10 protein-coding genes are annotated in these 12,193 nt (G+C 64.0%); 8 read left to right on the forward strand and 2 right to left on the reverse strand.

The window, feature by feature from the left end:
* Window positions 1-26 precede the first annotated feature (26 nt).
* From C4Q26_RS00595 to C4Q26_RS00630, 8 genes are all read left to right on the forward strand, one after another.
* On the forward strand, window positions 27-932 hold the full coding sequence (locus tag C4Q26_RS00595) for a LysR family transcriptional regulator (RefSeq protein WP_104882555.1): 906 nt from the start codon (window positions 27-29) through the stop codon (window positions 930-932).
* Between the two features lie 135 nt (window positions 933-1,067).
* The gene (locus C4Q26_RS00600; protein ID WP_023380149.1) at window positions 1,068-1,979 is read left to right on the forward strand and encodes a LysR family transcriptional regulator; all 912 of its coding nucleotides are present in this window, start codon (window positions 1,068-1,070) and stop codon (window positions 1,977-1,979) included.
* Between the two features lie 173 nt (window positions 1,980-2,152).
* Window positions 2,153-3,607, forward strand: a complete 1,455-nt coding sequence (locus C4Q26_RS00605; protein WP_104882370.1) for a gamma-aminobutyraldehyde dehydrogenase — start codon at window positions 2,153-2,155, stop codon at window positions 3,605-3,607.
* A 50-nt stretch (window positions 3,608-3,657) separates the two neighbouring features.
* Window positions 3,658-4,803: a putative ABC transporter substrate-binding protein YdcS gene (gene ydcS, locus C4Q26_RS00610; protein WP_104882556.1), complete on the forward strand. Its 1,146-nt coding sequence runs from the start codon at window positions 3,658-3,660 to the stop codon at window positions 4,801-4,803.
* Between the two features lie 150 nt (window positions 4,804-4,953).
* Window positions 4,954-5,982 (forward strand): ABC transporter ATP-binding protein, encoded by a 1,029-nt coding sequence (locus C4Q26_RS00615; protein WP_023380146.1) that lies wholly within the window; start codon window positions 4,954-4,956, stop codon window positions 5,980-5,982.
* A gap of 1 nt (window position 5,983) precedes the next feature.
* Window positions 5,984-6,934: an ABC transporter permease gene (locus tag C4Q26_RS00620; RefSeq protein WP_027907162.1), complete on the forward strand. Its 951-nt coding sequence runs from the start codon at window positions 5,984-5,986 to the stop codon at window positions 6,932-6,934.
* Complete coding sequence (locus C4Q26_RS00625) at window positions 6,924-7,745, forward strand: ABC transporter permease (protein ID WP_104882557.1); 822 nt, start codon at window positions 6,924-6,926, stop codon at window positions 7,743-7,745. Before C4Q26_RS00620 ends, C4Q26_RS00625 begins: the two co-directional genes overlap by 11 nt.
* Window positions 7,746-7,818: 73 nt before the next feature.
* Window positions 7,819-9,243, forward strand: coding sequence for a gamma-aminobutyraldehyde dehydrogenase (locus C4Q26_RS00630; RefSeq protein WP_023380143.1), 1,425 nt, complete (start codon window positions 7,819-7,821; stop codon window positions 9,241-9,243).
* A 65-nt stretch (window positions 9,244-9,308) separates the two neighbouring features.
* Here C4Q26_RS00630 and adhP read toward each other — a convergent pair whose 3' ends face one another.
* Window positions 9,309-10,319 carry an alcohol dehydrogenase AdhP gene (gene adhP / locus C4Q26_RS00635; RefSeq protein ID WP_023380142.1) on the reverse strand — a complete coding sequence of 337 codons (1,011 nt, stop codon included), beginning with the start codon at window positions 10,317-10,319 and terminating at the stop codon, window positions 9,309-9,311.
* 82 nt (window positions 10,320-10,401) lie between these two features.
* Window positions 10,402-11,889 carry a DASS family sodium-coupled anion symporter gene (locus C4Q26_RS00640; RefSeq protein ID WP_049818743.1) on the reverse strand — a complete coding sequence of 496 codons (1,488 nt, stop codon included), beginning with the start codon at window positions 11,887-11,889 and terminating at the stop codon, window positions 10,402-10,404.
* Window positions 11,890-12,193 lie beyond the last annotated feature (304 nt).

Genomic DNA, 12,193 nt, shown 5'->3' on the forward strand with positions numbered 1-12,193 from the left:
CACAAGCGTCATCAGGTTTCCTGACAATGGCATTCACGAGCGATTCCCTGGCCGTGTTCCTCGCCGTGCTGGACGGCGGTTCATTCTCTGCGGCCGCCCGCAAGCTTGGCCGCGTACCCTCGGCGGTGAGCATGGCCATCGGCCAACTGGAAGCCGAACTGGACTTGGCCCTGTTCGACCGCGCAACCCGCAAGGCCCTGCCCACCAGCGCGGCGCTGGCACTCGAGCCCCAGGCCCGGCAGGTGATCTGCCAACTGAACCTGCTGGATGCACAGGCCCTGCAATTGCACAAAGGGCTGGAAAAGCGCCTGACCATCGCCATGGCACCCGAACTGCAGACCGGGCGCTGGAGCCAACCACTGGAGATGCTGGCGAACGCGTTTCCCACCCTGGAGATCGAGGTCCGCTCTGCCACGCAATCGGAAGCCATTCGCCTGCTGCATGAGGGCAGCGTGCAACTGGCCCTGGTGTTCGAACGACCTGGCATCGACGAGCGCGAGTCCTTTCTCGAAGCCGGTAGCCAACTGCTGGTGGCGGTCGCCTCGCCACGTCACCCCGCCGGTCAGCACAGCGGCACACCGCTGCCTGAGGAACAGCTTGCCGAACAGCGGCAGATCATCGTGGCGTCCGGCAACCCTACCGGGTCCGACCCGCGCATGGTGCTGTCCCGGCGCATCTGGCTGACCGACAGCTACCTGGCCACGCTCGACCTGGTGCAATCCGGCCTGGGCTGGGCCTATCTGCCGCAGCCGCTGGTCGAGCCACTGATCGCCTCCGGCGCATTGGCCGAGGTGCGCTTCGACAACATGGCCAGCCGCCTGCGGCTGTGGGTGGATATCATCTGGATCAAGTCCCGACCACTGGGCCTTGGCGCACGCCGTTATCTGGACGCCATGCGCCATTGCTTCGAACGAGAACCGCCCAGGTCCTGATTGCTTGCGTCCAACTGCTTTCTTTCGATTAAAAAGAATGCTCCCATGGGCTTTCGATAAACCACAACGAAAAAGCGCCCTACCCGCCTCGACGACGGGCTTGCGCGCCGATTGATCGAAAGCGGCCCACTACCTATGATGACGCTCCGCCAGATCCGCCATTTCATCGCCGTCGCCGAAACCGGCTCGATTTCCGCTGCCGCCCAGGCAGTGTTCATTTCCCAGTCCACCCTGACCCTGGCCATCCAGCAGCTGGAGGAAGAAATCGGCGTGCGTCTGTTCGACCGCCACGCCAAGGGCATGACCCTCACGCACCAAGGCCACCAGTTCCTGCGCCAGTCGCACCTGATCCTGGCCACGGTGGAAAACGCCAAGCGCAGCCTGCAACAGAGCACCGACCAGGTCACCGGCAGCCTGACCATCGGCGTTACAAGCCTGGTGGCCGGCTATTACCTGGCAGACCTGATCAACCGCTTCCAGCGCGCCTACCCCAACGTGCGCACTCGGGTGGTGGAGGACGAACGTCCCTACATCGAACACTTGCTGGTCAGCGGCGAGATCGACGTTGGCGTGCTGATTCTGTCCAACCTCGAAGACCGTCACGCGTTGCAGACCGAAGTACTCACCCACTCTCCACACCGGCTGTGGCTGCCGCCGCAACATCCATTGCTGGAACGCGACAGCATCGCCCTGGCCGATGTGGCGGGCGAGCCATTGATCCAGCTGAACGCCGACGAAATGGGCCTGCATACCCAGCGCATCTGGTCCCGTGCCGGGCTTGTACCGCAAGTGACCCTGCGCACGGCCTCGGTGGAGGCGGTGCGTAGCTTGGTTGCCGCCGGCCTGGGCTTGTCGATTCAGCCCGACATGACTTACCGCCCATGGTCATTGGAGGGCGACATCATCGAGGCGCGCCCACTGGTGGACCTTGGCGAGCCACTCGACGTCGGCCTGGCCTGGCGCCGTGGCACGGCGCGGCCGACGCTGGTCGACCCATTCCTCACCGTGGCCCGCGAACAGCCCAACGCCAAGCGCCTGTCGATCTGACAGCGTGTAGCATTCGATTTTTTCGAACGACGCTTTCAGTATTAAGCATTTGTCGTCCACTGGCCCGGACTCTAGTCTCTGTTGCCATAGCACAGGGCCAGTTCCGGGCTTCAACCTTGCGGAGCCTGCCTATGCCCCACGACAACAAGACCGATAAACGACGAGCGTCCAAGATGACTGGTGCCCCCCTGCACACCGCGTTGCTGATCGACGGCCAACTGGTCGCAGGCCAGGGTATTGTCGAACCGATCATCAACCCGGCCAGTGGCCAGACCCTGGTCAGCATCGCCGAAGGTTCGCTGGATCAACTCGAAGCCGCCATCGCGGCCGCCCACCGGGCCTTCCCGGCCTGGTCACGCACCACCCCCGCCCAGCGCGCCAAGGCGCTGCTGGCCATCGCCGAAGCCATCGACCACTGCGCCGACGAACTCGCCCGGCTCGAAGCACTCAACTGCGGCAAACCGCTGCACCTGGCACGCCAGGACGACATCCCCGCCACCGCCGACGTATTCCGCTTCTTCGCCGGCGCCGTGCGTTGCCAGCAAGGCCAATTGTCCGGCGAATACATTCCCGGCCATACCAGCATGGTACGTCGTGACCCGGTCGGCGTGGTGGCCTCCATCGCGCCGTGGAACTACCCGCTGATGATGGCGGCCTGGAAAATCGCTCCGGCCCTGGCGGCCGGCAACACCCTGGTGTTCAAACCGTCCGAACACACCCCGCTGAGTATCCTGGCGCTGGCACCCACCCTGGCGCAGGTCCTGCCACCCGGCGTGCTCAATATCGTCTGCGGCGGTGGCGAAGGCATCGGCAGCCATCTGGTCAGCCACCCGAAGGTGCGCATGGTTTCCCTCACCGGCGATATCGTCACCGGGCAGAAGATCCTGCAGGCTGCCTCGCGCACCCTCAAGCGCACCCATCTGGAGCTTGGCGGCAAGGCCCCAGTGATCGTCTGCAATGACGCCGACCTGGCCGCCGTGGTCGAAGGTGTGCGCACCCATGGCTACTACAACGCCGGCCAGGACTGCACCGCCGCCTGCCGCATCTACGCCCAGGCCGGCATCCACGACCGTCTGGTCGCCGAGCTCGGCGATGCCGTGGCCAATATTCGCTTCGCCCGCAAGCGCGACGCCGACAACGAGATCGGCCCATTGATCAGCGCCCGCCAGCGCGACCGCGTGGCCAGCTTCGTCGAACGCGCCCTGGGCCAGCCGCATATCGAACGGGTCACCGGCGCCGCCGCGCATTCGGGAGCGGGCTTCTTCTACCAGCCCACCCTGCTCGCCGGCTGCAAGCAGCAGGATGAGATCGTCCAGCGCGAAGTGTTCGGCCCAGTGGTCACGGTGACCCGCTTCGATCAGCTGGAACAGGCGGTGGACTGGGCCAACGACTCGGAATACGGCCTGGCTTCATCGGTGTGGACGCAGAACCTGGACAAGGCGTTCCAGGTCGCCAACCGCTTGCAGTATGGCTGCACCTGGATCAACACCCATTTCATGCTGGCCAGTGAAATGCCCCACGGCGGCCTCAAGCGCTCGGGGTATGGCAAGGACCTGTCCAGTGACTCGCTGCAGGACTACAGCGTGGTTCGCCACATCATGGCGCGCCACGGCCAGCAGCTGGAGTGAACGCGCCTGCCGGCACATCCCAAGCGACAACAACAAGAGGAACTCACCCGATGCGCAAGACCGTACTACTCAGTGCCATCACCACCGCCCTACTGGCCAGCGCCGGCACCCAGGCCGCTGAGGCCTTGAAGGAGGTCGGCGCGGGTGAAGGCCGCCTGGACATCGTCGCCTGGCCCGGTTACATCGAGCGTGGCGAGTCCGACAAGCAGTACGACTGGGTCACCCCATTCGAAAAGGAAACCGGCTGCCAGGTCAACGTCAAGACCGCCGCCACCTCCGACGAGATGGTCAGCCTGATGGCCAAGGGCGGCTATGACCTGGTCACCGCTTCAGGTGATGCTTCGCTGCGGCTGATCTACGGCAAACGCGTGCAGCCGATCGACCCTGCGTTGATTCCCAACTGGAAGAACATCGACCCCAGGCTCAAGGATGCGGCCTGGTACGTGGTCGACGGCAAGACCTACGGCGCCCCCTACCAGTGGGGCCCGAACCTGTTGATGTACAACACCCAGGTGTTCCCCACTCCGCCGGACAGCTGGAAGGTAGTATTCCAAGGCCAGGACCTGGCCGACGGCAAGCCGAACAAGGGCCGCGTGCAGGCCTACGACGGCCCGATCTACGTCGCCGATGCCGCGCTGTACCTCAAGGCCACCCAGCCGCAGTTGGGCATCACCGACCCCTATCAACTCGACGAGAAGCAGTACGCCGCGGTGATCGAACTGCTGCGCCAACAGCGTGAACTGATCCATCGTTACTGGCACGACACCACGGTGCAGATGAGCGACTTCAAGAACGAAGGCGTCGTGGCCTCCAGTGCCTGGCCGTACCAGGCCAACGCACTCAAGGCCGAGGGCCAGCCCATCGCCACCGTTTTCCCCAAGGAAGGCGTTACCGGGTGGGCCGATACCACCATGCTGCATGCCGAGGCCAAACACCCCAACTGCGCCTACAAATGGCTGAGCTGGTCGCTGGAGCCCAAGGTACAGGGTGACGTCGCTGCCTGGTTCGGCTCGGTCCCGGCAGCCCCCGAAGGCTGCAAGGCCAGTGCCTTGCTGGGTGCCGAAGGCTGCGCCAGCAACGGCTACAACCAGTTCGACAAGATCGCGTTCTGGAAAACCCCAGTGGCGGAGGGCGGCAAGTTCGTGCCCTACAGCCGCTGGACCCAGGATTACATCGGGATCATGGGCGGCCGCTGAGCGACGGCTTTCCCGGCGCCTGGCAGCACGCGTCAGTGAGTGCCAGGCGCGCCAGCCCCACACCGAACTACCTGCATAGCGATTTCCCGTCCTTCAGAGCAACGGGCAGGGCCCTGCTACGCCGGATTCCTGCCCCTTGGAGCGTGCACCATGACCACCCCCGCTGTTCAGTTCACCCAGGTTTCCCGCCAATTCGGCGAGGTGAAAGCCGTTGACCGGGTGTCCATCGACATCAAGGACGGCGAGTTCTTCTCCATGCTCGGCCCATCGGGCTCGGGCAAGACCACCTGCCTGCGCCTGATCGCCGGCTTCGAGCAACCCAGCGCAGGCTCGATCCGCATCCACGGTCAGGAAGCCGCCGGTCTGCCGCCCTATCAGCGCGACGTCAACACGGTGTTTCAGGACTACGCGCTGTTCCCGCACATGAGCGTGCTGGAGAACGTCGCCTATGGCCTGAAGGTGAAAGGGGTTGGCAAGGCTGACCGCCTGCAGCGTGCCGAAGAGGCGTTGGCCATGGTGGCCTTGGGGGGTTATGGCCAGCGCAAGCCGGTGCAGCTTTCCGGCGGGCAGCGCCAACGCGTGGCCTTGGCCCGCGCCCTGGTCAACCGCCCACGTGTACTGCTGCTGGACGAACCCCTGGGCGCGCTGGATCTCAAGTTGCGCGAACAGATGCAGAGCGAGCTGAAGAAACTGCAGCGCCAACTGGGCATCACCTTCATCTTCGTGACCCACGACCAGAGCGAAGCGCTGTCGATGTCCGACCGCGTGGCGGTGTTCAACAAAGGCCGCATCGAGCAGGTCGACACCCCTCGCAACCTGTACATGAAGCCGGCCACACCGTTCGTGGCGGAATTCGTCGGCACCTCGAACGTGCTGCGCGGCGACCTCGCCCGCGCCCTGACCGGCAACGCACAGCCGTTTTCCATCCGTCCGGAACACATCCGCTTCGCCGACGGCGAACGCGGCGCCAGCGACATCGAGATCAGCGGCCTGCTGCACGACATCCAGTACCAAGGTGCGGCGACCCGCTACGAAATCCGCCTGGACAACGGTCAGAACCTCTGCCTCAGCCAGGCCAACAGCCAGTGGGCCGACAGCCACCTCCCCCACCAGCCGGGCCAGCAGGTGACCGCTCGCTGGTCGCGCGCGGCCATGGTGGTGCTCAACGAGGGCGCATGACATGGAACTGACCCTCAATGCACCGGCTACGGCGACAGCCAATGGCCCGCTGCGACGCCTGTCGAACCTGCTGTACCGCAAGCCGACCCTGTACCTGTCGCTGCTGCTGGTACCACCGCTGCTGTGGTTCGGCGCAATCTACCTGGGCTCGTTGCTGACCTTGCTGTGGCAGGGTTTCTACACCTTCGACGACTTCACCATGATGGTGACCTCGGACTTTACCTGGTCCAACTTCACCTCGCTATTCAACCCGGCCAACTTCGACATCATCCAGCGCACGGTGCTGATGGCCGTGGCGGTATCCGTCGCCAGCGGCGCGGTGGCCTTCCCCATCGCCTACTACATGGCACGCTACACCCACGGCAAGACCAAGGCGTTTTTCTACATCGCCGTGATGCTGCCGATGTGGGCCAGCTATATCGTCAAGACCTACGCCTGGACCCTACTGCTGGCCAAGGGCGGCGTGGCGATGTGGTTCATCCAGCACCTGGGCCTGGAACCTGTACTGAACCTGCTGCTGGGCCTGCCGGGGCTGGGGGGCAATACCCTGTCCACCTCCAGCTTCGGGCGCTTCTTGGTGTTCGTGTACATCTGGCTGCCGTTCATGATCCTGCCGATCCAGGCCTCTCTCGAACGCCTGCCGCCTTCGTTGCTGCAAGCCTCGGCCGACCTGGGGGCACACCCGCAGCAGACCTTCTTCCAGGTCATCCTGCCGTTGTCGGTGCCTGGCATCGCCGCCGGTTCGATCTTCACCTTCAGCCTCACCCTGGGCGACTTCATCGTGCCACAACTGGTGGGTCCACCCGGGTTCTTCATCGGCAACATGGTGTACGCCCAGCAAGGCGCGATCGGCAACATGCCGATGGCGGCCGCCTTCACCCTGGTACCGATCGTGCTGATCGCCGTCTACCTGTCCATCGTCAAACGCCTGGGGGCCTTCGATGCACTCTGACTCCTCAACCCACGGCCAGGCTTCCTGGGGGCTGAAAGCCGCCGCCTGGGGCGGACTGGTGTTCCTGCACTTCCCGATCCTGATCATCTTCCTGTACGCCTTCAACACCGAGGACGCCGCCTTCAGCTTCCCGCCCAAGGGCTTCACCCTGCACTGGTTCAGCGTGGCGTTCGCGCGCCAGGACGTACTCGATGCCATCGTGCTGTCGGTAAAGGTCGCCGGCATCGCCACGCTGATCGCCATGGTGCTGGGCACCCTGGCCTCGGTGGCGCTGTACCGGCGCGACTTCTTCGGCAAGGAAGGCATCTCGCTGATGCTGATCCTGCCGATTGCCTTGCCCGGCATCATCACCGGTATCGCCCTGCTGTCGGCGTTCAAGTCACTGGGCATCGAGCCGGGCATGCTGACCATCGTCATCGGCCATGCCACTTTCTGCGTGGTGATCGTCTACAACAACGTCATCGCTCGCCTGCGGCGGACCTCCCAGAGCCTGATCGAAGCCTCGATGGACCTGGGCGCCGATTGCTGGCAGACCTTCCGCCACGTGATCCTGCCCAACCTTGGCTCGGCCTTGCTGGCCGGCGGCATGCTGGCGTTCGCCCTGTCATTCGACGAAATCATCGTCACCACCTTCACCGCCGGCCATGAGCGAACCTTGCCAATCTGGCTGCTGAACCAACTGGGCCGCCCCCGCGACGTCCCCGTAACCAACGTGGTCGCCATGCTGGTGATGCTCGTGACGATGCTGCCGATCCTGGGCGCCTATTACCTGACCAAAGGTGGCGAAGGCGTGGCGGGCAGCGGCAAGTAGCCGCGCCGTGGCACGCGCTTGAACACGACACCGACCGAATGTGCTCTACGCTCCCGAACTGGAGGTTCCACCGATGCAAACCAACCTGTTGATCAACGGCCAACTGGTCGCCGGCAAAGGCGAAACGCTTGCCATCCTCAATCCGTCACTCGGCACCACTCTGATCGAGATCGCCGAGGCCACGCCTGCCCAGGTCGATGCCGCCGTTCAGGCTGCCGATACGGCCTTCGACAGCTGGTCGCAGACCGCGCCGAAGGACCGCTCGCTCCTGCTGTTGAAGCTGGCCGACGCCATCGATGCCAACGCAGCGGAACTGGCACGCCTGGAATCGAACAACTGCGGCAAGCCCTACAGCGCCGCGCTGAACGACGAACTGCCAGCCGTGGCCGACGTGTTCCGCTTCTTCGCAGGTGCCAGCCGTTGCCTGCAAGGTTCGGCCGCTGGCGAATACCTGCCGGGCCATACCTCGATGATCCGCCGTGACCCGGTGGGCGTGGTTGCGTCGATCGCCCCGTGGAACTACCCACTGATGATGGCGGCCTGGAAACTCGCCCCAGCCCTGGCCGCCGGCAACACAGTGGTACTCAAGCCGTCCGAGCAGACCCCGCTGACTGCCCTGCGCCTGGCTGAGCTGATTGCCGGCATTTTCCCGGCTGGCGTGGTGAACATCGTCTTCGGCCGTGGCCCAAGCGTCGGTGAGCCCCTGACCGCCCACCCGAAAGTGCGCATGGTCTCGTTGACCGGCTCGGTGGCCACCGGCAGCCGCATCATTGCCGGCACCGCTGACACGGTGAAGCGCATGCACATGGAATTGGGCGGCAAGGCCCCGGTGATCATCTTCGACGACGCCGATATCGACGCTGCCGTGGAAGGCATCCGCACCTTCGGCTTCTACAACGCCGGGCAAGACTGCACCGCGGCTTGCCGCATCTATGCACAGAAAGGCATCTACGCCAAGTTCGTGCAGAAGCTCGGCGAAGCCGTTGCCAGCATTCGCTATGGCGAGCAGGACGACCCGGACACCGAATTGGGGCCATTGATCACCCAGCAGCATCTGGAGCGCGTCGCCGGTTTCGTCGAGCGTGCCCGGCAGTTGCCGCACATCGAAGTGGTTACCGGTGGCAAGCGCGCCGAACGTGCAGGCTTCTTCTTCGAACCGACCGTACTGGCCGGCGCCCTTCAGGATGACGAAGTGGTGCGTCGCGAGATCTTCGGCCCGGTGGTATCGGTCACCGAGTTCGACGACGAGGCACAGGCCCTGGCCTGGGCCAACGACTCCGATTATGGCCTGGCCTCCTCGGTGTGGACCGCCGATGTCGGTCGCGCCCACCGACTGGCGGCGCGCCTGCAGTACGGCTGCACCTGGGTCAACACCCACTTCATGCTGGTCAGCGAGATGCCGCATGGCGGCGTGAAGCTGTCCGGCTATGGCAAGGACATGTCGATGTATGGCCTCGAGGACTACACGGCCATCCGTCATGTAATGTTCAAGCACTGACCACGGCTTGAAAAACAAGGCCCCGGCCAGCACCACCCTGCGACCGGGGCCTTGCTTCGACTGCCTTACTGAGTGAAGTCGATCACCATGCGACCAGTGATCTTGCCTTGCTCCATTTCATCGAAGATCTCGTTGATCTCTTCGATGCGGCGCAGGGCGACCTTCGGCACCACTTTGCCTTGCGCGGCGAATTCGAAGGCCTCGTGCAGGTCCTGGCGAGTGCCGACCAGCGAGCCGACCACTTCGATACCGTCCAGTACCAGGCGGGGAATGTTGAGGTCCATGCTGGCGGTCGGCAAACCGACCGCCACCAGTCGCCCGCCCGCGCGCAACGCGTCCACCGCTGAGTTGAACGCCGCCTTCGCCACGGCCGTCACCACGGCCGCATGAGCCCCCCCGGTTTTCTCCTGGATGATCTTCGCGGCGTCTTCCTTGAGGGAGTTGATCGTCAGGTCCGCTCCCATTTCCCGTGCGAACGCCAGCTGGTCATCGTTGATGTCCACCGCAATGACCCTGGCATTGAAGACGTTCTTGGCGTACTGAAGGGCCAGGTTGCCCAGGCCGCCGAGGCCGTAGATGGCAATCCACTGTCCGGGGCGAATGTTGGAAATCTTCACTGCCTTGTAGGTGGTGACGCCAGCACAGGTGACGCTGCTTGCAGCAGCGGAGTCCAGCCCATCGGGCACCTTGACCGCGTAATCGGCCACCACGATGCACTCTTCGGCCATGCCACCATCGACGGTGTAGCCGGCGTTCTTCACCTCGCGGCACAGGGTTTCGTTACCGCTGTTGCAGTATTCGCAATGACCACAGCCCTGGTAGAACCAGGCGACACTGGCCCGGTCGCCTATTTTCAGCGAGGTGACACCCGGACCAACTTCCTTGACCACGCCGATGCCCTCATGACCCAGCACGACACCGGTCTTGTCACCGAAATCGGCGTTCTTCACGTGCAGGTCGGTATGGCAGACGCCACAGCACTCCATCGCCAGGAGCGCTTCACCGTGCTTCAACGGTCGCAGGGTTTTCTCGACCACTTCCACACGTTGCCCTTTTGCAACGACAGCAGCTTTCATACTCGCCTCCTTGTATTCCCACATGAGCTTGAGTGATCGCTCGGTCGGCTAGCCAACGAGCGTTGCCGGGCTTGCCGGCGGGTTACATCCAGCCCAGCCACGACCAATAGGTCCCGGCAAAGACCAACAACAGCACATAGCCGATCACACTGACCCAGATGCCAACCCGCGCGAACTGCCTGGGGGTGAAGGTATCGGTGCCCAGGCAGACCATGTTCTGCGGGGCGTTGATCGGCAGAATGAAACCGAAGCTGACGGCAAAACCGAGCAGCATGGTCATGCCTACCCGGCTGAAATCGCCGGGCAGCGTCTGCAGGACTGCAATGAGAATGGGCAGGAATGCCGACGTCAGCGCGGTGGCACTGGCAAAGCCCAGGTGAATCAGAATCAGGAATGCACTGAGGATCGCGAACACGCCCAACGAGCCGACCTGGTCCAGCCCGGTGCGCTCGACCACCTGCGCGCCCAGCCACTGCCCTGCTTGGGTGCTGAGCAGGGCAGTACCCAGGCTGATACCGACGCCGAACACGATCACCGTGCCCCACGGAATGCGCGCCTGCACATCCTTCCAGGTCATCACGCCAAAGCGCGGCAGCAACAGCACCACCAAGCCGACATAGGTGGTGGTCGTGGTATCGAACGGGTGCAGGCGCCCTTCCGTGGCCCAGGCCAATAACAACAGCAGCGAGACCAGGCCCAGACGCTTCTGCGCGCCAGTCATGGGCCCTAGTTGCGTCAGGCTTTGGTTGACCCCCTCCATGCCGCCCGGCACCTTGTCGCTTTCCGGTGGCAGCAGTTTCAGGACCAGCACCACCAGCACCAGCGACATGATCACCGCCCACGGCGCGCCGGCCATCAGCCAGTCGATCCAAGACACCCGCTGCCCGAGCATCTTGTCCATGAAGCCCACCGTCAGCAGGTTCTGGGCCGCGGCGGTCTGGATCCCGATGTTCCAGATGCTGGTGCCCTGGGCAACGATGATCATGATGCCTGCGGCGATGTTCGAACGTGCCGAAACCCCAAATGCCGCGATCACCCCCATCATGATCGGCACCACGCAAGCGCTGCGCGCGGTGGCGCTGGGCACCACCAGGCTCAACAGCACGATCACCGCCATCGATCCCAGCAGCACACGCTGGGTGCTGGCGCCGACCTTGCTCAGGGTGACCAGGGCGATGCGCTTGTCCAGCCCAGTGTGGGTCATCGCGGCAGCAATGAACAAAGCACCGACCACCAGCGCCAGCGCCGGGTTTGCAAAGCCGCTGAGCGCCATCGATACACCCGCCGACGACCCGTAGGTCACCGCGGGGTCTTGCAACGTGGGCGCAGTGCCCAACAGCACCGCCATGAGCGAGGTGATCATGATGGCGCTGGCTTCATAGGACACCGCTTCGGTGACCCAGACGATGACCGCGAACAACAGAATCGCCAGCATCCGCTGCCCGGCCACTGGCAGGGTGGCCGGCAGAGGCAGCAGCAAGACCACCACCAGTGCGATCACAGCGGCAACCAATCCGACGGGGAAACGGATGGCTTGCGGGGGCGTCTGCTGCAGAGGATGGTCCGTCATCGCGCTCTCACGGGCAGGGTTGGAAAAGCCAGTCTAGTCAGTACTTGGCTGCAAAACCCTGTTGCAGGTCAGTAACCGTCGCAAAAACTGTTTTTTATGCCCGTCAGTCGCATGAACGAATCTTCATGTTGGCCATGAAGGCACTGACACCGGGGGCGAGCGGCATATCCAGGCCCGTGCGGTGCATCCGGTACCTTGAGGCTCCCGGCGACCTTGCGTAGCATCGCCCGCCCATCGCGGGGCAGGTCGGCGCTGGCAGGGACACCGCTCGTCAGCGGCTGCGCCGAACCTGCCCAAGCCTGCC

Source organism: Pseudomonas sp. SWI44 (assembly GCF_002947915.1).
In the GTDB taxonomy this organism is placed as follows: domain Bacteria; phylum Pseudomonadota; class Gammaproteobacteria; order Pseudomonadales; family Pseudomonadaceae; genus Aquipseudomonas; species Aquipseudomonas taiwanensis.

Bases quoted from the DNA above. Each gene is read 5' to 3' on its own strand.
- C4Q26_RS00595 (WP_104882555.1), top strand. From the start codon at position 27: ATGGCATTCACGAGCGATTCCCTGGCCGTGTTCCTCGCCGTGCTGGAC.
- C4Q26_RS00600 (WP_023380149.1), top strand. From the start codon at position 1,068: ATGATGACGCTCCGCCAGATCCGCCATTTCATCGCCGTCGCCGAAACC.
- C4Q26_RS00615 (WP_023380146.1), top strand. From the start codon at position 4,954: ATGACCACCCCCGCTGTTCAGTTCACCCAGGTTTCCCGCCAATTCGGC.
- C4Q26_RS00605 (WP_104882370.1), top strand. From the start codon at position 2,153: ATGACTGGTGCCCCCCTGCACACCGCGTTGCTGATCGACGGCCAACTG.
- ydcS (WP_104882556.1), top strand. From the start codon at position 3,658: ATGCGCAAGACCGTACTACTCAGTGCCATCACCACCGCCCTACTGGCC.
- C4Q26_RS00640 (WP_049818743.1), bottom strand. From the start codon at position 11,889: ATGACGGACCATCCTCTGCAGCAGACGCCCCCGCAAGCCATCCGTTTC.
- C4Q26_RS00625 (WP_104882557.1), top strand. From the start codon at position 6,924: ATGCACTCTGACTCCTCAACCCACGGCCAGGCTTCCTGGGGGCTGAAA.
- adhP (WP_023380142.1), bottom strand. From the start codon at position 10,319: ATGAAAGCTGCTGTCGTTGCAAAAGGGCAACGTGTGGAAGTGGTCGAG.
- C4Q26_RS00620 (WP_027907162.1), top strand. From the start codon at position 5,984: ATGGAACTGACCCTCAATGCACCGGCTACGGCGACAGCCAATGGCCCG.
- C4Q26_RS00630 (WP_023380143.1), top strand. From the start codon at position 7,819: ATGCAAACCAACCTGTTGATCAACGGCCAACTGGTCGCCGGCAAAGGC.